Below are 22,904 nucleotides of genomic sequence, written 5' to 3'. Positions count from 1 at the left end.
ATAATAAGTATCCTTTTTAATACTATATTTGTCCATTAACGATTGTGGTCTAGTCTCGTTGTTTCGGGCAGAATCTAGGTTAGTCATGGTTATAAAAATTTTTAACGCTATTATATATAATGGGAAAGCTAGAAAAAATATTCATCCCTAGATTCTACCAGAATCTACAACATCCCCAGAAACAGCTTTTACGTTTTTAGTCTGCTACTTCCCGAAACCAAGATGATAACTAAGTTTAGGGATTGTCGGGTTGTAAATTACTGGGATATACTGAGAATTAATAACTAGAATATACTTAAAGATAATAGACTTACTCTCGGTTAGGGGGCATAAGTAAAATAAAATTTAAGTCATATAATTTGATATTTAGTGATTGTTTAATTCAGAAATATCACGAATAAATTAATAGAATAATTAACTGTTTTAGAGTTAATTAGGGTACTTTTTAGCTCAGTATTTTTACGGTATGTGTTATATAATACCAGTTAAAATAGCAACAAAACTTAATAAAACCTAATGGTTAACGAGGAGGTTTTTATTGAAGAAATGCACTTTGATAACATGGGGCTAATATTCGCCCCGTTGATTTGTTGATTTTTGCCAAGGAATGAGACACAATAAAACCGAGGTGAGTAACCTCGGCTCGGACATCTTGTATTTACTTGTCCTTCAGTAGATATAATATCTATCGTTTAATCCTGCTGAATTTCATATTTTAAATGGATTAACGATGAAGAACCAGTGACAGGAATGGTCATGACAAAGAGATTGTTATATTCATTATTAATTGAGGGTGCTGATTTAACCCCACAAGCTTCTAAGATTCTAGGAACCATGTTGGAATGGCCAACTACAAGGACTTTTTCCCCCGTGTGTTCAGATTTTATCTTATTGCAAACTTCTGTTTCTGAATCATACTTTTCTATATTAATTCCCTTAGCATCGGCATAATTCTTAGCAGTTTGTCTAGTTCTAAGGGTATCAGTTGAGAAGACAGCAGATGCTCCTGATTGACTAAGAATACGAGCTAAAGTTTCGGCTCTTTTTTTTCCAAAATCACTTAGGGGAGGATCTCCTATATTTGAAGCTTTTTCAGCATGACGAACCACGAACACTGTGGTATTTGCTTGAACTCCCTGAGCTATCGCTATTTGAACTGGAAAAATAACTAGACTGACTATCAAAAACAGACAAATAATAATTTTTTTCATATCTTTATCTCCTGAGCTAGTTATAGACAATTATCCACGCTTTTTAAGCGCATAATTTAATTGTATAAAAACAAGGTTGAAATTCATCAATAATTAAAAATAATTAACTATTTTGAACCAATAGAAAACAACGATAATTGACCTGGAGTAACATTACCCTATTGTCCCTGATGATAACTGAGATGACAACCACTACACAGGGGGATTAAGTTTGATGGGTCACTAATAGAGTATGATGGGAAGCGATAACTTGTTGACTGTTTGAATGGTTAACAAGTTATACAGTAAACAAGTCAGCAAGTTAACTTGTTCATTATGATTATTGCGATCGCTAATCAAAAAGGTGGAGTAGCCAAAACCACCTCAACTATATGTTTGGGGGGATTGTTGGCAGAAACGAAGTCATGTCTCGTAGTGGATTTAGACCCCCAAGGAAACTTAACTGTGGGTAATGGGGTAAACATTGCTGATGAACAGTTAAATGTTTATGAGGTAATCACAGAACAAGCAGAAGTCAAAGAAGTGGTGGTGAAAACCAAGTCTGGTTTAGATATGCTGCCTTCTGATATCTCTTTAGCTAAAGGAGAAACGGAAATACTCACCAAAGTAGGAAATTTTCTGATTCTTAAAGAACGCCTGGAAGCTGTGAGTCATGAATATGACCATATTCTCATTGATTGTCCCCCTAGTTTGGGATTGCTGACTGTCAATGCTTTATGTGCTGCCGATGCTGTTTTGATTCCCGTTCAATGTCAGTTTTTTGCTCTCAAGGGATTAGCTGCCTTACTCGAAACCATCCAAAGTATTCAAAAACGGCTCAATCCTAACCTCACCATCTTGGGAGTGTTACCCACAATGGCGGAGAAAACGGTGATGAGTCGAGATGTCATAGCGTCCCTGAATAAACGACTGACAGGAATTACTATTTTTGATCCTGTTCCCAAATCCGTTAAATTTGCTGAATCTAATCTCGCTGGTGAACCCATCCATCTCTATGCTAATGATTCTAAATTGATTGCTCCTTATCAAGCGATCGCTCAACTAATAATCGGAGATCAATAAATGGCTAAAAAACGCGCCCGACTCACAGATGATAATGACCCTCTTTCCTCTACTGATCAAGTTCTGGCAGGGTTTGAACAACTTAGCCAGTCAACAAGTCAACCAGTAGAAAAGTCAGAAAGTCAACCAGTTAATCAGTCAAATACCAATCAAGCTGACTTGTCAAACAATACCGAAGTTGAATCAAGTTCAAAACAAGAAGACGAGAAACAGGGGAATAACCAGTCAGCTAGACAGAAAGTTAAAAAGTCAACCAGTCAACTTGTTAAGTCTGACACATCAGGAGACGAACTGACCAGTCAAAAAGATGAAAAGTCAACCAGTAAACAAGTTGACAAGTTAGAACTACGAAAAGTCACTTTTCAGATACAACAGTCGGTGGTGAATCGTTTAGATAGACTGCACTTACAGCTTCAATTAGATTTAGGGAAAACAAATGCACCTTATAAAGAGGTGATTGTTGAAGAGGCAATTTCCCAACTGTTAGAAGACATGGAAATTAACAGAGATAAGTGGATAGAAATTTTACAGGAAAGACAAGGTAAAAGGAAGTAAAAAGAATGTCTAAAAAAGATGAAGCAGTCTTAAAAACCAGTAAAGTATTTGGCTACTTTCTGATAGAGGAAAAAGAATGACCAAAAGAGTTAGTCCAAATAAACCAAACATGATAGAAGGGATAAGGATCTCTCCAAAAGAAATGAGTTTTTCAGTTTGCGTTTTTTGACGATAGGCAACCCAGACTGGGGTTCCTCTTTTGACATTTAAAGCGGTTACTGATGCTTTAAATTTCTTTTTTTCTTGTGTCAAAGGATTTATATATTCTATTATGGGATAACTATTTTTACTGGAACGACTAGCGGATGTTCTTGTAATACTTCTATCCACATCAACAACTTTTCCTTCAATGGCTACAGCATCTTTCAAGAAGAGATAGTTATCAACACTAAACCAAAGAGTTGCAATTAGAAAACTCAAACACGAAATACTGAGAATTAAATTCATAGATAGATAAGAAAATTGATGATGGGTTAAACTCCTAAATCTAATTTTAATTGACCTGGGCTGATATTTCCTCGTTTTCCTCTGTGCTTATGAAGATGACAAGCACTGCACAAAGCTATGAGGTTAGATGGATCGTTATTGGAAGGATCGTAATCAGAATGGTGTACAGTCAAGGTTAATTTAGCTTTTAGAGATTTGTCTTTTATGGTGTGTTTAAGATAGTTGGGAGGGAAACATTCCAACCCACACCGTTGACAAGTCCATTCAGCTTTTTCTTTAACCTGTAAGGCTATTTCCTCCCAATTATCAGGATATCTATCTCGGTTTCTCATTTGTGCAGTAACAATTAGTTATTAATATTATAGCTAATTTTGCTGATTTTTTTTAACGTCGGAGTAAATTTTTAATTGTCTATATTCTAGCCCAATCTTATGACTAGAATTATCAGTAACGCCTTTAATATTCAAATTGTTACTTATGATAATAACCGTTAATAAAATCATACGTGTAATTATAATTGTTGTATTCATGATGTTTATTTTAATTTTTTTACTCTTCCATAATCTCACCTTTAAAACAAAAAGATCAGGGGCTAAAATTGGCCTTTATCATCAAATTAATTTCAGAATTTCCTCAACAGGTAGATTATTAGCGATCGCCTTTTTAACATCCGCTAACCGTTCTCGCTTAACTGACCGTTTTTTAGTGTTCCATTAACTGCTTAATCTAATGAGTCTCAAGTCAAGATTCAGTGGATACAATTTCTAATCCCGATTAACTAACTGTCCGGAAATCCAGCCTCTTTTGCCAGACTTTGGATGATAGACTTGATACCATAGATAACCTCCTCTGTCATAACTACTGCTTGCAATTCGCACGCGATCGCCTATCTGAACAGTTCCCACTATTCGATAGACAGTTCCAGCACCAGAACGCATATTTTTGGTTCTTGGAGGATTTCCGGTTACTGTACCATTAGTTCCATTCGATACAGATGACGATCCTGTTTGGGATTGATATTGACCATCAATAGTAAGTAAATGACTAGCAATCCATCCCTGTATTCCTAATTCGGGAACCTCAATTTTATACCAAAGAAAATGATCACTATTTCTAGCAGAATCAATGACTCGAACAGGAGTTCCTGTATGAGCAGTTGCTGACACTCTATACTCCAATCCAGGTCCTGAACGAATATTTTTTTCTCCAGGTTGTCCACGAATAGTAGCATTCTTGACTTCAAAAGAGGAGAATATTCTAAATTCCTCTTCGAGGATAGCATTTTCTTCCTTGAGTGTAGCAATTTCTTCCTTTAACTTTATTTGGATTTGCGTATTTTTTGCAAATTGTTTTTGGATTTTAGATCCCTGATAAACTGCGAATCCGATTAAAGCAAGAATAAATCCTAAATATAAAGCTATTTTTTTTGAGTCTTTAATTATAGTTTTCCTTTTAACGATTGTATATTCTTCATAAGCGCGTGTGGGATCAACTTTATAAGCACGTTTGGATTTTTTCAGAGCTTTTCTAAAATGTTTATTATCCAAATAATTTTCAGCTAATTTAAATAAAGCTGTAAAATAATTGGGATTAATTTTTAAAATAGATTCGTATAAATCAACAATAGATGACTTACGATTCTCGGAGATTGACTCAGCTAATTCAAACAATTTACAAGCAGATAAATCAACCTTTTCTAGTTCCCAAATCGCTTGTCTTAGAGGATAGCGTTTAACCAACCAATAACTAACTAATTTAATCTTAATTTTGTAGGAAAATTCATGATTTTCTACTCGCTCTAAAAAACCCCATTTTACTAAATTTTCTGGGGCTTTTGTTAAAGACTCTGTTGTGCTAACACCATAATCTTCAAGTAATCTTAAAGGCTCTATTGGGGCTGATTTACTCATTTGATTAGCCAATTTTTCAGCAGTTGCACAAGCTGAAAATACAACTCTTTCAGAAACTGGTAGTCCATCGCGGAACCAAGTTAAACCTCCCTCAGAAATTTCAATTGCATCGTCAATAATTTTCCTAACATCATCTCTCGTAATTTCTGATTTATTTTCTGCTTCTAGTTCTAAAAAAAGCACATAACAGATAACTTGGATAAAATAGGGATGTCCTCCACTTAATTCCAAAATTGCATCAATTACTCCAGAATTATAGGTAAAATACTTCTCAGCAGGTTTTTGAATTAAATCTTTTGCAGCAAACTTTTCTAATAACCCAATTTCTTGATTTGGAGCTTGCTTAAATAAGCTTTTAAAGTTAGTTAAATCGTCGATTCTTCTGCCCACTACTGGAATGATAAATAAATTATTTTTATGTTGAGTAATCAACTCTCGTAGATAAGGGAAAAAAGAATCTACAGAAGAATCAATCGGTTGCTCATTTAAAACATCAAATTCATCCAATAACCAAACCATTTTTATATTTTTTTTCTCTAAATAATCAATGACTTGAGGTAAAAAAATTGTTGAAAAAATTGTGGTATAATTGGAAGAAGGCAATTGTTCTTTTGGCGTATAATTGACTTTATTGACAATAGTAGAAGCAAGTTTTTGTAAAAGTTTATCTAGTGGCAATCTTGTTTTATCATGTAAATCGAAATAGATAAAAACAAACTCATCTAATCTTACAAAATTAGGAATTTGCATTAGAATAGAAGACTTACCAATACGTCTTTGTCCATGTAATAAAATAACTTGAACATTTTGCTGTAAATTATCTTCAATAAATTTAAACACTTTGCGTCGTCCAAAAAATAATTCTACTTCATAAATTGGACGACCCACAATATAGGGATTTTTTCTTTCTATGTCCGTTGATAACATTCTCATCAATCTCCTAATTGCTCAACAATAGATGCTATTTTCTCTTGATTTTTCCATATCCAACTAATTGCTTGATTAACTCTTTGCTTTTGTTGACGACTCATCAAGTTCCCCCATCCCTTTTTTCGCTGCGTTAACTCTTCTTTCTGACTGTTTTCAATTTTCTTAATTACCCACCATTCCATTATAGAGGAACAAAAGAGATAAGTTGTCTTTTCTTCCTCTTCTACTGCTTTTAAGATTCCCCGTTCAACTAAACCATTGAGAATCACCTCTTTTTGACTGAGAACTATCTCAATTCCTCGTATATTATAACCATTTTTGCCTAATTTACCCTTTAATTTAACCAAAGCTAATAACATTAGCAATGACTGTTCATCTTCGGTAGAAAGTTGCCAAATTGTTTGAAAGATATGCAAAGTGGCTGATTGAAACTCTCTGATAAAAGTGCTTATATTGAGACTATTTTCAGCTTGTAATTCTTCGTATAGTAAATAACAAGCATTTTGAAGTAATGCTGGATGTCCATCAGCAATTTTACGAATAGTTTTTTCCCACGGTAAAAGGTTTTCACTTTGATCTAGTAAACTATTGACTTCTTTCTCAGAAAACGGTTTAAGGTGTCGAAAGAGATACTGATTAAACCAAGGTGAGCTATCGTAGGTAAGTTGAGGTGCAATGTCACTTAATCGGCGAGATGAAGTGACAATAATTGATATGTATTCTCTAGTTTTTTCAGAATGAGTAATGCTACGAAATGTCCTAACAAAATCTTTAATATCAGAATCAGTATAGTTAGAATTTGAACGCAAAACTACATCATAATTATCGATCAGTAAGACTAAATGTTTGTTGTATTTTCCCAATTTAGATAAAAGATTTTCTAGATCATCATTTTTGTTGTGTTCTTTTGATAAAGCCAATTGAAGTTCTTGAGTTAAAGCAGGAAAACTCTTTTTAATTTTTTCTAAAAGATTACGCCAGAAAATATTAGGTTGAAAAGGTTCTATACTTTGACAATCAAACAGTATAATGAGTGCTTGTGCAGCATCTAATCCATTTTCTTCCCAGATAGGAGGAAATCTTAGTAACTCTAAAAAGGATGATTTCCCCATTCCTGTGCCACCCCATATCGCTAATGAACTGCGATTTCTAATTTGATTAAATGCCGTTTTTATTAAGGCTTTTCTGCCGATAAAACATTCAGGATAAATGTGTTGATCAACAATAAAGGGATTCATCGAGTTTTTTCTGTAATTTTTTATGTATCCTCACAGCAAGCTGAATTTTACTCATGACTAAGCCTCAACTTCTGCTGATCATTGTATGACAGTTTTTAACAATTTACCCTAAATATTGCTTTCTTCAAGCATTCTTAACACCTTCTCCTCAAAGTCTGTTAACCAAGGTCTATCAATTTTCCCTAGTCCCCGAAGAAAGTCCTTCATGGGTTTCTCCACTTCATCAAGGGTGATCTTTGATAAGCGATCGCACAATTTCCGCACTTCCTCCTGCTGCTCATTGGAATAGGGTAACTCCTTGAGATTTTCTGGTTTTACTTGATAGTTGCCATCCCATAACCGTACCGTACAACTAAAGTCATGAACTTCGGTGATAACGCACCAACAACCCCCTTTACCCCGTAAATCAGGATTATCTTTAACCATAATCATAGCCACGTCACCTTTATGCCAAGGATTAGGAACTGGTTTCCGTTCACGGATTTTGTCTACAATACTTTTGACGATGCGACCACTAGGGACTTTACCGCCAGCTTGTTCTACGGCCTTAGCCCAAGCTTCACGTTGTTGGTCAGGTTCAAGTTTGGTTAAAGGTCTGACTTGCCTTTCACTGGTTGGTAGAACTTCCACCATTGGTGGAACTTTATTGGAGTCATCAGAAACTTCCACAGATTGTGGAACTTTGTTCAAGTTGTCGTTGGCTTCCACCATTGGTGGAACTTTTTGAGAGTCGTTAGCAGAGACTTCCACCATTGGTGGAACTTTTGGAAGAAGATTGTCAACCACAATAGCAGCATCCATCAGTTGATAGGAACGAGATTGTTTCATGCTAAAGCGTTCTTTTACATAGGTTTCAAAGGTTTGATGCCGGGTACGGTACAGTTGGCGATCGCGGATTTCACATAATGCTTTACCAGCCTCATAGAACGCTCGTTCAACCTTACGCTCAAGATGTAAAAGATCGCGTTCTTCCTCATCTGTTAATTCATCAGTTTCAGTCAGTGCTTGGTTGTCATTGCTTTCCACCACTTCAACGGTGACAGAACTTTCTTGAGGTTGATTAGGAGTAAATTGAAAGCATATTACCCAAACTGGTTGATTTTTCCCCTCAAAGAACTCATTAATGAATTGCTCAAAGGTATAGTTAGGGAAACCTTCGGCTTTTAAGTCAGCTTGGGTCATTTCCACCAATGGTTGCTGTACTGGTTTTTCCGTTAAGGTTAACCAACCGATAATTTCTCCACCATATTGAAGTCCTTTGTTATAGGCCGGTACTTTTATCCCTTGTTCGTAATACCTAATAAAAGTTTTAGCCGTGCGATCGCTCCACACTCTTCTTGTACAAGTTTTACCTTGATAAAGTTGCTCCAACGTTTGACCAAAACTAATCCCTTTAGGATTTTTTGGGGGAATAGAGTTTGAGCTTTGAGGGTTAAAATCTAATAAACTCGGTTGTTTTGATTGCTTTGTCCCCTGCTTTAACTGATGTTTACCCTTGGTTTTTGCCCAATGGTCAAGCCAAGCTTGGGGACTAGGATAATGATCTGTTTCTCTGATAGGAACTGATAAAATGATGGAGCGATCGCTATTTTCAATGGTGTAAGTAGCATTGAAAGAATTGTAAGTAAACTGCCATTGATGGCCATGAGCAGACCAAGATTGAGAATGGTGCCAAGGGTCAGTTATTTTGGCAGCGTTTGTCATGATTTCATCTCCTGCTGCTATTAATTAATGATGGTTGATTACCTAGAGATGTTTTTGATTAGTCCATAAGATCGGTCAAAAAGAAACTTGCCGGTTCCCGTGTTACCATGTCTAGCTTTGGCAACGATTAACTCTAAGATTTCAGGGTCTGGGGTATTAGGGTGATAGTAGTCATCTCGATAAGCCAAGATGATGTTATCGGCCACCATTTCTAAAATTCCTGACTGGGATAGATCAGACATCATAGGGCGTTTATCCTGACGATTTTCCACTGCCCTCGAAATTTGCGATAGGGCTAATACCGGAACTTGTAAATCTCCAGCTAATTTGTATAATTCCCTGGCCACATCCCCCAATTCATAACTGCGGTTGCCAAATTCGCTATCAGAGGCCATCATTTGTAAATAATCAACAACCACTAAGCCAATGGGCTTTTTTTCACTGATGAGACGACGACATTCTGAGGCCATGGAGGAAACAGTCATACTGCGGTCATCGTTAAGATAAAGGGGAAAATCAGCAGCTATGGCCATAATTGAAGAAATAGCCATTATTTCTTCAGGAGAAAGTTTTTGTAACCCAGCGCGATGACGACGAAAGCGATCGCTTTCTATGGGCATGAATGTTAAGGGACGATATTCTGGTAGAACACTTAATAAACTCCAAAGCCGATATTCCAACTGCTTTTTAGTCATTTCCAAGGAGAAAAAGACAACTGAACGATGGTATTGCACCATCATCATCACCGCTAAATACATGGCACAGAAGGACTTACCCATAGAAGGGCGACCTGCCAACAAAGTAAGAGTTCCTGCTTCAAACCCTACAATAAGCTCATCTAAGTCATATAATCCGGTAGGATAAATAGGATTATCAATGTCAAGGTCTTCATAAGCCGAGATGGCCACTTCGTCATTAGACTGTGTTAAGCTGCCCAGGCGTTGTTGAGATACTTGAAATAAGCGTTTCTCTGATTGGTAAAAAAGAGGATCTAGTTCAAGAGTGGTGTCAAAACCATTTTCCACAATGGAATGACCCGCAACAATTAATTGACGACGTAAATATTTATCCATCACTAAAACTGCGTAACGGTCAATATTAACCGCAGAAACGGTTCGGTCTAACAACTGAGTTAACTTACCCAGTCCACCAACTTGTTCTAGTAAATGATGGTCTTCTAAGACGCTTTTAACCGTCAAGAAATCCGTTGGTTGCCCTTGTCGATGTAATTTTAAAGCAGCTTCATAAATAGTCTGATGAGACTGAACATAAAAAGCAGATGGGGTGATTATATCCACCACTCGTCCTATGGCTTCAGGATCAAGTAAAATACCACCAAGAATAGACTCCTCAGCTTCAATATTTTGGGGAGGTAAACGATGGCTCATATCCCTTCCCCCCAATCATTCCTTTCTGTAACTGGTTTCTCTCTAATAGGGTCATCAACCTGATGATGGATTTGAGGAAAATCCTTTGCTTGGTGCCCGTGCTTGTTCTGAGGTTTTCTCGGAACCGTTCGCTCCACAAAATTTCGGCTATCTTCTGTTTTAACGTCTCGACTACACTCGACGTTAATTTTTGATTTCATCCTCTTTTGTACCTTTTCTAATTCAATTTTCCAAATGCTCCTGTTGTCTTCTGGATCTGGACTTTCTTCAATACCTTGTGCTGCTTTGAGTTCAGCTTCTTTTCTGTAATGTTCTATTGTTTCAAGTCTCTGTCTCTCAATTTCATCTCTTAACGGTCGATTTTGTTTGGGTGGTGATTTGGGAGTGGTGGCTTTAACAAAACGTTGATAATAGATGTCCCATCGATTTCGACCAGCACTGTTAGATTTAGCTAACCAAGCTTCTAAGTCCATAATTGGATGGGGAAAATTCTTAGTCTTCTCTTCAACAAATTCAAAAAACCTCTCTCGCTCGCTATCTGAGAGAGTCTTTATAAAGTCTGTATAAGTCTGAATAGTCTGAGAGCATTCAGAACCCTTGTCTGATGCCTGTTTTGACGATTCAAAACGATCCTGGTGTCGTTTCGGCGATCCTGGTGTCGTTTCGGCGATCCTGGTGTCGCTTTGGCGATCCTGGTGTCGCTTTGGCGATCCTGGTGTCGCTTTGGCGATCCTAGGATCGCCCTCGAAATCCTGCTTTTGTGGCGATTCTAAGATCATTTGTTCTTGATCAGGTGATCCTGGTGTCGTCTTATATTTAAAGATTTTTATTTCGTATTCGATGAGGTTTAATTCTGTGAATTTTTTAAGGAACCGTTGAACGGATCGGCGGCTAATGTTCAGATGTTCGGCCATCTGCGACGTATCCAATTCCTTGTAGCTATCGGTGAAAGGGTGAAGAGCTTTCAAGTAAAGCAGAGTTTTGAGTTCAGCGTCAGTTAATACCTGACAAAGATAAATCAATTCTTCTGAGGTTAGGGGATAGAATTTACCTGTTATTTTCTGATTAGACATTTTCGACTTCCTCCCCTGTCACCATTACATTGAAAGCTAAGCAAGCTGATTCAATATCAGGTAACTTTTCCCAATTTTGTAGTGCCAGTTGACCCTGAGCTAAATTGCGATCGATCTCTGGAAATTTCATGATTATTATCCTTCAGTTATTTTTGACAGCAGAAACTAGAACCACCAAGCAAGCAGTTCGATAAGCGAACACCCTTTGTAATATTATGATGTTGCTTATGTAAAATTTTCAGAACTTGATTACCCAAGTCCTAACGGTTAACTTACATAGCTATACAGCGATAGCTAGAGTCAATTTAATGTTTGTCGATTTTTTTCTGGTTCTAACCCTAATTTGAGTGGCTTTTTAACTTAAATTAGGCTTGATTTGCGAGTTTATAATCTTTAACCTAAACATAGTTATCCTGTCCTCAAAAATTCTTGCCGAAATTTTGAGCAAAAAACACTCCCTATCCCACAAAAGTAGTGCTAGAATTGATCTAGCTGGTGGGTTAAGAATTTAGCCTAGTTAGAGAAACTTATAATCTCTACATTTCTTCACCTCCTTCAGATTCTCTCTGAGATAACTTTATTATTTCTGAGATAACCAGATTAGTTCTGAGATAACCAGATTCTCTCTGAGATATATTTTCTTCGGGACATTTCTGGGGTTGGTTGGTTGAAGAACCTACACAAAAGAAAAACTCGGTTCGCACAGCAGAGCGTCGTCCTTTTTTAGTTGCCAAACTTATTGTCGGACGGCGTTGTTGCATTGGGGGGAACTTTGTGAATCTTTGGATCTGGTTCACTGTATAAAACCTGGATACACAGGACTTCTCTTATTCTACTCCTAAATCATCTTAGAGAGGAACAAATTTCAAAGACCTGTTGCCCCTCAAGGTGAATAGAGGGGGTTGCAAAAGCATTTTTGGGTTATTTTCAGTTCAAATATCCTATCCGGTTTGAAGGTTCTCCCCTATTTTGAGGCTTACATTACGAAAAAGTCTCAAGATAACAACACAACTATCTCCAGTTGGCAACGTCTCGGCTACGACTTCTGGCTTTAAGTGTGCAGACAAGTTGGGTTAACTACTTTCCGACGGAAAAGGGCGATCCCGAAGGGAGCAGCGAAGCGGTGCGCTCTGTGAGGCTGATTAAAGATCGACAAGTAGAACAATCGCACGCTTGGGTATGGAATTGGCATTATTAACTCCCTTTCTATTTAGGGAATATCATAACAGATTAGAAAACAGAAAAAGATTTTTACGAAAAAAAATCACATTTCCTACGAAGAAAATTCAGAGATAAGACTCTTGTTAATCTTCATCATCAGCCTCGGACTGACTTTGAGGGTTATTTAAGTGGGGGTCATTGATCAAGTATTTAGGGAGAACTAATTGTGTTTTTGGGACTTTGTATAAACCAGGAATTGACCATCCTCTAAGTTTTCCATTGGGGTCATGGTATCGCAGGGAGCGACGAATTTGAGTTAATTCTCCTTGTTCATTTTTGACATCATTGGTTTCGAGGAGAAAGTAGTCAGAACCTAAAGAAGCGCGAAAGTTAGAAAAGAGATTTTCCAGTTGTTCAATGGTGAATGGTTTGCGAAGTATAGGGGGTCTAACGTCATAAGCATAAAGAATCTCTTTGTCAGCTTCAGATAAATTGAGAGAGGTACAAGCTAGATAACCTTGTGAGAGAGCCAGACGATGATAAGCTCCTATTGCTTGAAGTCTCTCTAAATATTTGAGATACTCAGGTTTACGGTCGCCATTGACCCCGGAGTCGATTTCAAAAAAAAAGGTATGATATTTAGGGGATTGTAAACAATCAAAATTATTAGCAATTAGTTTTTGAATTCCTTCTTTCCAACCGAGACAAATATCTAAAAAATAATTAGAAGACTGTTCTTTATCGTTTTCGTTAATCTGCTCTAGCAATGCCTCAGAGATTCCTGCCGGGGGATTAAAATAGCGTGCAAAGCTCTGTGCGGTGGCTAAACTTTTTTTACTATTAACAATATATAAAATATAAATCGTTTTGGCTTTGGTCATTAATATTGCTGAATCTGGTTCTTTTGTTAAATAAGTACTCAATTATTATAAAGCGGTTAACTAATTCCTTGCTTTTCAGGCTTTAAGGCAACTTAAATTATTTACGAAATATGATTGATTATAATTTGAATTTTTTTCCTACATAAAACTTGGTTGCACTTACCCAAGACTATTCCTGATGATATGCTCTTATCTTCTCTTATCTTTCCGTGACCTGGCTTGGAGAAGACTTGAGATGTATAATTTGTCAAGGCACTGGCTTTCGTAAAAATGAAATATATTTCAAGATAAAAAAAGAAAAAAGAATGAAACTAGGTCAACTATTTTTTGTAATCATTTTAATATTTACTACTAGCTTAGTAAAGGTCTTAGCTCAAGGTAATAACAGTGATATTAGTAATAATCGGAGATTAAAAGAAAATGAAGCCCAATTTAGCAATCAATTACAATTAAATCAAGTAATACTCTTAAATACAACAGTTTTTAGTGAAGAGGAAGTGAGCCAAATAGTAGAGGAATACCTTGACAAAGAAATTAGTTTATTCGATTTAAGGGCTATCCAAGAACTGTTAACTTCTGCCTATGTTGATGCTGGATATATTAACTCCATAGTGGTGCTACAATCTCAAAAGATTACTGAAGGGGTTATTTATTATAAGGCGATCGAAGGTTCAGTCCAATTAGAAATCAAGGGTACGGAAAACCTCAAGGAATATTTAGCAGCTAGACTGCTGCCGTTTCTTGGTTCACCTTTCAATCAAAATGTTCTTTTAGAGCGATTACAAATTCTTTCTCAAAATCCCAAATTAGAAGAAATATCAGCGAATATATCACAAACAGGGGAAATAGGACAAAGTATCCTTACAGTGAACGTTGTAGAAGCAGATTCATGGCAGATAAGGACAACAATTAACAATTTTGAAAATCCTTTAATTGGAGATGTCGGTGGAGAAATCCAACTATTAAATCAGAAAATTTGGTATGGGGACAGTTTAAGGTTATTATATAAGGAAACGGAAGGTTTACAAAGATTTTTAGCTGTATACCGACATGAATTGGCTCCTAATGATAGTAGTTTCCAATTTGCCTACCAGGAAAGCGATTCAGAGATTGTAGAGGGAAATTTAGAACCTTTTAATGTAAGAAATGAAGCTTTTACTGCTTCGTTCAATTACAGTCAGTATTTTCTAAAAACTGCCAATCGTTCACTGACCATTGATTTAGGAATTGAACGGAGAGAAAGTAGGGGAACTGTATTAAATAGGCGATTATTTTCAGATCCCCTACTGACAGTAGGACGAATAGGGGCCACTTATTCTGAGGTCATTCCAGGAAGAGTTATTTTTGGTTCCTCAACTTTTTCCATTGGCGGTTCCTCTGAAGAGATTGACCCTACTTTTTTTAGTTGGAAAGCGCAAGGACAAGTAATCAAGGCTCTCACAGACGATTTACAGTTATATGGGCGATTAGCCATTCATTTATCTCCTCATCGGCAACCTGGGGGTGAAAGATGTGCGTTGGGAGGGAAAAATGGGAATGTCTTTATTTTCGGCAATACAGTGCGAGGATACGGAACTAATTTTGTCAGTGACGATAATTGTTTTGCTGGAACTTTAGAACTGAGATACTCTCTATTACGAGAAGAATCTATGGCCTTCCAAGTCTTAGGATTTGTTGATTATGGGCAGGTTTGGGGATCATTAGAAAGTATATTACCCAGAAGAACATTGATTAGTACAGGGGTTGGATTAAGATTTGAGTGGCATTCTTTACGGGTGGGATTAGATGTGGGTGCGCCCCTTAATTCTGTTGCTCCTACAGATACTAATCAATTAAATGAAGCCACTTTTTCTGTTGAAGGAGTGTTTAAATTTTAGTGAAGATAATAAGTTTAATTAAAAATTAAAAATTAATAATAAAAATTGCTACTATAGAGTTAAGGAGTTCTTTCTCGTAGGAAGAGAATAATAGGAGGAAAGAACAATGACAGAAAAACTATATTTAATGATTTCCGGTGTAATCTTTGCCTTAATTGGATTACTTCATTTGTTGAGAATACTGTTTCAATTGCCGGCTATGGTAGGAGCATGGACAGTGCCGTTTACTATGTCTGTAGGCGCGATTATTGTCGCAGGGATTTTGACTTTCTGGGCATTTCGTTTGTCTAGGAAAGTGGCTATATCTAACCATTAGAAACAAGCTATGATCGTTCTAGTGCAAGGCACTTAGCACCACCTCTGACTTGGAGACGTTCAATGCAGCAGCGTGTTCTTTAAGCTTTTCATGGAGAAGGGTCGGGACTTTTGGTGTGTGCTTGCCATTGTCACCTACCTAGGGCTGTTTACCCCATGATATCCAAGGTTTTACTAAATTGCTAGGTACTTGGATCAATACTGATTGAAAAGAGAGAAGGTACAGAGTATTGGCGTTTTTCTTTTGCTCCTAGTGCTTTTAATGTTGCTTTTTCAATAGTTGTTAGTCCTTTCACTCCTGTAATGGACATATTTTCATAAGGACTAGAAATTTTTAATGTATTTAATAGCTTGCCATCAGAGACATTCCATATTTTGATAGTTTCATCTTTACTACCACTAAACAATTTTGTGCCATCGTCACTAAAAACAATCGATCTAACCCAATGTTGATGCCCTTCTAAAGTCTTTAAAACAGTCCCACTATCAATTTCCCAAATTGTTATTGTTTGATCATCACTTGCTGTTGCTATTATTCTGCCATCAGGAGAAAAAGCTACGGAACGGATCGGCTGTTTATGCTTAGAAAAAGTTTTAAGCAAATGTCCTGTCTCAATTTCCCAAATTTTTGCTGTTCGATCATCACTTGCTGTTGCTATTATTTTGCCATCAGGAGAAAAGGCTACTGAACCTACCCAACTGTTATGAGCTTTAATCTTTTGAATCAATCCTGCATTAACTGAATCCCATAACTTCACAATATAATCTCCACTGGTTGTTGCTATTATTTTGCCATCGGGGGAAAAAGCTACTGAGTTAACTCCATTTTCATGCGCTTTAAATTTTTTAAGAAGCTGAGTATTGACAATATCGGTTATGTCCCACAATGCTACTGTATTATCCTCACTTCCACTAACTAATTTTGTTCCATCTGGAGAAAAAGCTACTGCTCTGACAATATCAGTATGCTGGTCTAATTGTTTAATTAGCTGACTGGTTTTAACATCCGAAAGTTTAATAGTCTGATCGGCACTTGCTGTTGCTACAGCTTTACCATCAGGACTATAAGCAACAGAGCTAATCCAACTTTGATGAGTAGTTAAAGTAGAAACTTTAAGAGTCTCAAGATTCCAAATTTTTGCAGTGCGATCATTACTCGCACTCACTAAATCTTTACCGTTAGGACTAATAGCAATATCTAAAATGCGATGTGTGTTTCCTTGAATATTTAAAAGACACTCCCCTGTTGCTAATTCCCAAATTTTAAAACTATGGTCGTTACTACAACTAGCTAGTTGTTTGCTATCGTGATTAATATCAAGGGATATAACTGAACTTTGATGTGCATCTATTACTTTTAGGATATTTAATGTTTTTGCACTAGAGATGATTATTGTCCCGTCATTACTGCAACTTACAAGAAATTCTCCATCAGGACTATACAGAGCCGATGTAACGGATTTATAGTCAAAAGATAAGTTTTCTCGGATTTCTTTAGTCTGAATATCCCAAATTTTGATAGTGTCATCATCACTACAAGTAATAATTCGGGGGGCAGTCGGATGAAAAGCTACAGAGTTGATTGTGTTTGTATGCGCAGAAACTGAGGAAAGAAGACTTTTTTCACTCGTAGATGTAATATCCCAAATTTTAAGTGTTTGATCATGACTGGCACTTGCTATTATTTTACCATCTGGACTAAAAGCTATAGAAGATACCCATCCTTTATGACCTTCTAATGTGTTGAAACATTCTCCTGTTTGTACATTCCACAACTTTATTGTTTGATCATGACTGGCACTTGCTATTATTTTACCATCTGGACTAAAAGCTATAGAAGATACCCATTCAGTATGTTCCTGCTTTAACCAACGTTGATTTTTGCCAGATAAATTCCATAGACTCACTTCCCCATTTGCTCCACCAGTAGCAATTAAAGTGCCATCAGGACTATATTTTATAGTCCAAATACTTCCAAACGATTGTGTAAATACGCAGTTAAAAAATGAAGAATACTCAAAGTTTGTATTTTGTAAATTTGCGCCTTGTAAATAGGCTTGACTAAAATAAATATGAGAAAAGTCATATTTCGATAAATCTTCTTGAAAAAAACATAGCAAGTTAATTATATTTCCTGCACAATATTGAGTAAACAAATCATTATTTCCTCTAACTATCTCAAGAATTTTTTTGAATTTTTCTTCGATTTTCTCCCTACTACCTATTTTTTCAATTAATTTACGCCCAATTGGTTGTACTATTTGTTTGACTTGACAAATTCTTATGGACTCATTACTAATTGCTTTCATTATTGGACAAATCTTGAATAACCTTAACTTTTCTAATAAAAGTTCATCAGATATAATATTGATGAACTTTTTTATTAAATAAATTTCCAAAATTTTAGACAATCTTAGCTCTTGATTTTCTGTCATTTTTATATATGATCTTCTCCATAAAGACTCTATAGTCACATAAATATTGTCTTTATAAGCATAGTAACATAATTCTTTTTTGGAAATAGGCTCAATATTAATCGCTATTAAGAGAATTATTTCTTTTTCATCATCACTTAGACGATTAAAATGCCAATCTAAAATAGACTGAATTCCATCAGCTTCACTGCCTAAATAGATATCTTCCCCTCGTCCCTGTAAAAAAAGATTAACATCTTTTTGATAAAATTCAGAAATATAATCAGATAATAGATAAAGAAAAAATGGATTCCCTTTGTATAAACTAATTAGCTCTTCTATAGTTTTCTCATTTTCATCAGATATGATTATTTTCTGTTGTTTAAAAATATTTTTAGCATCATTAACATTTAATCCATTTAACTGAAAAGAAATAGCTTGACTTGGACTAGAAAGAGCTATTCTTTTTATAACATTAGGTTCTTCTCTACTCGTTAAAATCATACAGCTTTTATGAGAAACCGCCCCGACAACTTGCAATAAGTCAAAATACCCTTCATTATCCCGACTGAATTCGCCAATATTACCATCTTGATTCAAGGCTGATTCTAAATTATCAAAAATGAGCAAACAGCGTTGATTTTTTAGCACCTCTAGAATTAAGCAAATTGAATCTCGAACATTATTTTTATCAATACTTTTTTTAAAAAAAATTAAATTATGTTCTTGAAAAAAATGAATTATTTCTTTAATGATTTCAATAAAATTGACATGTCTTATTGTTTTCCAAACAACATACTCAAACTTATCGGTAACTTCATCAGCTATTTTTTTTGCTAATGTGGTTTTACCAACACCGCCCATTCCATGGATACTGACCAAATTACATTGTCCCGTCAAAATTTTACTTTTCAAGTAGTCTTTTTCTTGAACACGACCGTAGAAATTTACCACTTTTGTTGCCCACTCCCAATCTTGTTTGAGGAGATTTTGTTTCTGTTTATTGTCTATGTTAGGACTAAAAACTAAAGATTTTAAATTAATTCTTGGATATTTCTTCGTCGCCCAAAAAATTTTATCACCTAGGTCTTGTGCTATCCATTCTAGTCTCTTTCTTTCAGACGGGTCTTTAATATATTGCCCAGCTTCCACGCTTTTCTTTAAGAGGTCTTCAGCTTTTAACAATAGGTTATTATTTTGTACAAGATTATCTTCTCTAAAATCTTTATTATTTTGAAGTTGCTTCCAATCAAATTCAATTTCTGGGAAGGTGGGTAATTTATCCTGATTCATAATCTTAAAAAATGAAACAACAACTTTTGGGGTAAGAAAATAACTAATAAAAACTTTATATTAACTAACTAAAAGAAACTAACTTCTATTATTTCTTTTTTTTCTTTTTTTATGATACTCAAAATAATGAAGAAGTGCTAAATCCGCTGTATGCAAAGACCGAGCTAACCACATCTTAACATTATACATTAAACTCATTATATCGTCAAAGTATTGTTGATCACAATTACGAATCCCAAAACTACGCTGAACACAAGGTGTAATGATAGGAAGAAATAAAAGAACATTTAAACAATTCATATTATCCTCAGTTGGGAGTTCCCCAAATATATGAGACAAAGTATCAAGTTTTTTAAAATTGTTACAAGATTTATTAAATTCACTTTCTATGAATCGAAATAAACTGGCTGCTCTCTCTACATAATCTTCACTATATTTGGATCGCTCCATATATTCATAGAATTCTATAAATCTTGTATACAATTTTTCAGTTTCCGCATGAACAGCTTTCCAATCACTCATATATTCAATATCATTAAACGTTTCTTCTGTCATATTGAGAGGAAAATTATTCATATAAAATGGCAAGGTATGCCAACCCAAAGGCTCGAAACTCCAGAATATAAACATATCAGAATGTTTATATAAGAAACGTCCTTCTCGAATGTTCGTTGATAACAGATTGTTTAGTTTCTCCTCTAGTTCGCCTAAAACAGAACGATTAGCCGAAAGATTAGCCCAATTTAGAAATGATGTAATATTCTCCTCTGTCTTCGAGATTTCACTCGCTGGAACTTTAAGGTGAAAAATCAATTTTTCTAACTCTTTTTGAGATAATTGAGATAATTTTTCAAACAAAGATTCTTGATTAGCAACTTGAGACTTAATCGCTTTAATTAATTTCTCAAAACCATTAGGTTTCGAGTAGTCTAACCACTGTAAATCCCTGAGATTCAACCCATACTCTGACTGTCTGAGTTCTGGTATCTCACAATCATCGAATTTTAAGGGGATGATATAGATTTCCCCTGGTGGTAACTCCGCCCACCTCTCCATAGCCATCTTGAACTCGCGCTGAATATACCCTCGTTTGCTGATTGAGGTTGATGACAGACAAGCGATGAATAAATCACTGTTTTTCAGGGCCTTGGGGATCTCATCCTTCCAATTCTGTCCTGGGAGCAGATCCTCCTCATCTAACCAAGGTTTATATCCTGCTTCAACCAACTTGTTATAGAGTTCTCTAACTAACCGTTTATCCTGTGAAGCATGTGCTATGAATATCTGGGGGATTTTCTCTGTGTTCATCCCTTGTTCTCCCGTTGCAGTTTTTCTGAGATGGCAACTCTGACAAACTCTCGCCAATCTTCCTCAAGAGATTTTAACTGTCCCATCATTGAATTGGTAATCTTCATAGAGAGATGGGAGTGCAAAGGTTCATCCCTCGTGGACTTTATTTGATACTCCCTTAATACTGGGTTTCCTCCTGGTCTGGGCATTTTTTTGAAAAGGATTAGTTATATTCTTTCATTATAGCCAGTTCACCCGCTATTCATCTCTAAAATTAACCTTAATTCTACTATTCTTTTTTTCAACTTTTGCCTCCTCACGGGGTGACAAGCCCGTTGAAACCCTGATTTAAACGAAGTTTCAGCCGTTACGTTCCCTAGAAAAATTATCAGCAACTAGAAGGCTTATTGAGAATAGATAATAATGATAATCATTATTGTTGTGGGTGGAGACGGTAACACCCTCCTCCCCCAAAGGGTTGATTTTTAAGACAACCCTTTAGTAGTGGTTTTTAGAAAATAATAAATATTGGTTTATTGGGGATAGTTACATCTAAAAAAACTCAGGCATAGAGTTATCTTATGTTAAGATAAAAAGGAGGAATTAAGAAGCCTTATCTATTATAGACATAGCTCGTAAACCTCTTTGATAATTCCTTAATTTCTGGGTATTATTGAGCATCATAATCCTGATAAAATCCGAGCAAAATTCCCAGGCATAAATCCAAAGGCTACCATAAAGACCTATCCAAAAATTACTATGTCTTCTGTCACGTCTTGATTTTTCAGTTAAACGAGCAATATATTTGGAGTAGTGTGTTTGTCGAAATGTTTTACCTCTCAAACAGGCAGCTGTGTAAGCGATTGCTATTAACAAGATCAAAGAAGTTAATCGTTCATTATTAGCCTTACTACCCTCTAAATTATAGCCACCTGTTTTACAATCTTTGAACATAGCTTCAATACCTGCTCTGGCTCGATAGGCTTTTAATACTTCTGATAAACTGTCTAAATTTGTAAGAATAAACCAAGGCTCTTTTTCTTGTTTTCCCTTATACTTTCTTTTCCAATAAGCTCCGACATTAAACTGTCCAAATCCTTTATTTTTAGTGACTGAAACCCCAGTCAAAAACGTCCTCATTCCAGGTTTCATGCCTAACTGGAAAAAAGTTTGATAATCTTCATCATCTTTTTTGTGGTTCGTACCTTGTTTCTGACGAAAAGCAAAAAATAACCTTTGTTTTTTACTTTTTTGTTTTAACCAATAAGCCAATTTTACGCTATGGAATTCTCGGTCGCCAAGAATGACTAATTCATATTGTTTTAATAAACAAAGAACTGGTTGAATTAAGGCTTGTTGTTCAGACAATCTACTAGCTCCTTTTTTATCTAAAAGTGTCCAATAGATGGGTAATGCTCGTTTCTTCCTGTAGGACAGCAACCATGAAAACATTTTTATCTTTCCATTGGGTTCGGTCAATTGTTATAATGAGACGAGAGCCACTTTTAAACTCTTTACAAATAATAGCTTTAATCACAGGAAACCAGAATCTGGGAATGGCTAAAGCCGACAAAACTAGGAATCTCTGGATATGTTTACGACGACTTTGGTAAAGGATTGGTAAAGGAAAACAAGCTGCTAGTCTCTCTATTCTGACCTGTTTATGCACTGTTAGCAACCACAGCAAAATTCTTAAAGCTTCAAACTGTGTTTGGGTTAAATATTTGGTAAAATGGGATTCATAAACGGCTAAAAAGCTCATAATTTAAGTTATAAAAAGATTAAGAACAGTCTGATTATTCTTAGCATAAAATCAGATTGTTTTCTCTCTTTTAGGAGTTGAATCTCGCGCGTCAACACAGTTTGGGGGGAAAGAGGTGGCATTTGCCACCTCTTTCCCCCCCCTTTGCAAATGATTATCATTATCGTTCATTCTCAATAAGCTCTCTGGTTGCCGACAATTGTTTAGGGTAGGGGAACAGGGAAAAACCGCTCTGGACTTACTTTTCAACCTACTTGTCACCCCGTGAGTTTTGCCTCTTTTTATCCCTCTTCTGTCAGACTCCGAAAAATTGGGGTCAAACCCTTATTCTTTCGTTAGCCTGCATTATTCATGAAGAAAAAACAAAACCTAAAAAATAAGAAATTGGCATCA

Annotated in this window: 18 protein-coding genes and 1 pseudogene; 5 read left to right on the top strand and 14 right to left on the bottom strand. The window is 35.9% G+C overall.

Annotation, left to right across the window (positions count from 1 at the left end):
• Positions 1–692: 692 nt before the first annotated feature.
• Positions 693–1,211, bottom strand: a complete 519-nt coding sequence (locus tag QNJ66_RS14140; RefSeq protein WP_300507988.1) for a phosphoglycerate mutase family protein — start codon at positions 1,209–1,211, stop codon at positions 693–695.
• A 315-nt stretch (positions 1,212–1,526) separates the two neighbouring features.
• Here QNJ66_RS14140 and QNJ66_RS14135 point away from each other — a divergent pair, with 315 nt between their 5' ends.
• On the top strand, positions 1,527–2,273 hold the full coding sequence (locus tag QNJ66_RS14135; protein ID WP_300507986.1) for an AAA family ATPase: 747 nt from the start codon (positions 1,527–1,529) through the stop codon (positions 2,271–2,273).
• Complete coding sequence (locus QNJ66_RS14130; RefSeq protein WP_300507984.1) at positions 2,274–2,828, top strand: hypothetical protein; 555 nt, start codon at positions 2,274–2,276, stop codon at positions 2,826–2,828.
• 9 nt (positions 2,829–2,837) lie between these two features.
• On the opposite strand, the gene QNJ66_RS14125 is transcribed toward QNJ66_RS14130, so the two are convergent.
• Both QNJ66_RS14125 and QNJ66_RS14120 read right to left on the bottom strand, forming a co-directional pair.
• Positions 2,838–3,248: a hypothetical protein gene (locus QNJ66_RS14125; RefSeq protein ID WP_300507982.1), complete on the bottom strand. Its 411-nt coding sequence runs from the start codon at positions 3,246–3,248 to the stop codon at positions 2,838–2,840.
• 53 nt (positions 3,249–3,301) lie between these two features.
• The gene (locus QNJ66_RS14120) at positions 3,302–3,607 is read right to left on the bottom strand and encodes an HNH endonuclease (protein WP_300507980.1); all 306 of its coding nucleotides are present in this window, start codon (positions 3,605–3,607) and stop codon (positions 3,302–3,304) included.
• A gap of 196 nt (positions 3,608–3,803) precedes the next feature.
• Here QNJ66_RS14120 and QNJ66_RS14115 point away from each other — a divergent pair, with 196 nt between their 5' ends.
• Positions 3,804–3,992 carry a hypothetical protein gene (locus tag QNJ66_RS14115; protein ID WP_300507978.1) on the top strand — a complete coding sequence of 63 codons (189 nt, stop codon included), beginning with the start codon at positions 3,804–3,806 and terminating at the stop codon, positions 3,990–3,992.
• Positions 3,993–4,039: 47 nt separating this feature from the next.
• Here the strand turns inward: QNJ66_RS14115 and QNJ66_RS14110 are convergent, their stop codons facing one another.
• From QNJ66_RS14110 to QNJ66_RS14075, 8 genes are all read right to left on the bottom strand, one after another.
• On the bottom strand, positions 4,040–6,118 hold the full coding sequence (locus tag QNJ66_RS14110; RefSeq protein ID WP_300507976.1) for an SH3 domain-containing protein: 2,079 nt from the start codon (positions 6,116–6,118) through the stop codon (positions 4,040–4,042).
• Positions 6,118–7,353: an ATP-binding protein gene (locus QNJ66_RS14105; protein WP_300507974.1), complete on the bottom strand. Its 1,236-nt coding sequence runs from the start codon at positions 7,351–7,353 to the stop codon at positions 6,118–6,120. The genes QNJ66_RS14110 and QNJ66_RS14105 overlap by 1 nt, the downstream gene beginning before the upstream one ends.
• 108 nt (positions 7,354–7,461) lie before the next feature.
• On the bottom strand, positions 7,462–9,057 hold the full coding sequence (locus QNJ66_RS14100) for a hypothetical protein (protein WP_300507972.1): 1,596 nt from the start codon (positions 9,055–9,057) through the stop codon (positions 7,462–7,464).
• Positions 9,058–9,095: 38 nt separating this feature from the next.
• Positions 9,096–10,445 carry a replicative DNA helicase gene (dnaB, locus tag QNJ66_RS14095; RefSeq protein ID WP_300507971.1) on the bottom strand — a complete coding sequence of 450 codons (1,350 nt, stop codon included), beginning with the start codon at positions 10,443–10,445 and terminating at the stop codon, positions 9,096–9,098.
• Complete coding sequence (locus QNJ66_RS14090) at positions 10,442–11,359, bottom strand: hypothetical protein (RefSeq protein ID WP_300507969.1); 918 nt, start codon at positions 11,357–11,359, stop codon at positions 10,442–10,444. Before QNJ66_RS14090 ends, dnaB begins: the two co-directional genes overlap by 4 nt.
• Positions 11,360–11,510: 151 nt before the next feature.
• Positions 11,511–11,648: a hypothetical protein gene (locus tag QNJ66_RS14085; RefSeq protein ID WP_300507967.1), complete on the bottom strand. Its 138-nt coding sequence runs from the start codon at positions 11,646–11,648 to the stop codon at positions 11,511–11,513.
• A 406-nt stretch (positions 11,649–12,054) separates the two neighbouring features.
• Positions 12,055–12,279: a hypothetical protein gene (locus tag QNJ66_RS14080; protein WP_300507966.1), complete on the bottom strand. Its 225-nt coding sequence runs from the start codon at positions 12,277–12,279 to the stop codon at positions 12,055–12,057.
• 543 nt (positions 12,280–12,822) lie between these two features.
• Complete coding sequence (locus QNJ66_RS14075) at positions 12,823–13,560, bottom strand: hypothetical protein (RefSeq protein ID WP_300507964.1); 738 nt, start codon at positions 13,558–13,560, stop codon at positions 12,823–12,825.
• 305 nt (positions 13,561–13,865) lie between these two features.
• Between QNJ66_RS14075 and QNJ66_RS14070 the strand changes: the two genes are divergently transcribed.
• Both QNJ66_RS14070 and QNJ66_RS14065 read left to right on the top strand, forming a co-directional pair.
• Positions 13,866–15,437, top strand: a complete 1,572-nt coding sequence (locus QNJ66_RS14070; RefSeq protein WP_300507962.1) for a ShlB/FhaC/HecB family hemolysin secretion/activation protein — start codon at positions 13,866–13,868, stop codon at positions 15,435–15,437.
• 106 nt (positions 15,438–15,543) lie between these two features.
• Positions 15,544–15,753, top strand: a complete 210-nt coding sequence (locus QNJ66_RS14065) for a hypothetical protein (protein ID WP_300507960.1) — start codon at positions 15,544–15,546, stop codon at positions 15,751–15,753.
• Positions 15,754–15,934: 181 nt separating this feature from the next.
• On the opposite strand, the gene QNJ66_RS14060 is transcribed toward QNJ66_RS14065, so the two are convergent.
• From QNJ66_RS14060 to QNJ66_RS14050, 3 genes and pseudogenes are all read right to left on the bottom strand, one after another.
• Positions 15,935–19,459 carry an NB-ARC domain-containing protein gene (locus tag QNJ66_RS14060; protein ID WP_300507958.1) on the bottom strand — a complete coding sequence of 1,175 codons (3,525 nt, stop codon included), beginning with the start codon at positions 19,457–19,459 and terminating at the stop codon, positions 15,935–15,937.
• 78 nt (positions 19,460–19,537) lie between these two features.
• Positions 19,538–20,767 (bottom strand): toll/interleukin-1 receptor domain-containing protein, encoded by a 1,230-nt coding sequence (locus QNJ66_RS14055; protein ID WP_300507956.1) that lies wholly within the window; start codon positions 20,765–20,767, stop codon positions 19,538–19,540.
• A gap of 585 nt (positions 20,768–21,352) precedes the next feature.
• Positions 21,353–22,511 (bottom strand): annotated as a pseudogene (locus QNJ66_RS14050) (IS4 family transposase).
• Positions 22,512–22,904 lie beyond the last annotated feature (393 nt).

Source organism: Crocosphaera sp., from assembly GCF_030064895.1.
Taxonomy (GTDB): Bacteria; Cyanobacteriota; Cyanobacteriia; order Cyanobacteriales; family Microcystaceae; genus Crocosphaera.
This window is presented reverse-complemented; position numbering and strand designations above follow the sequence as displayed.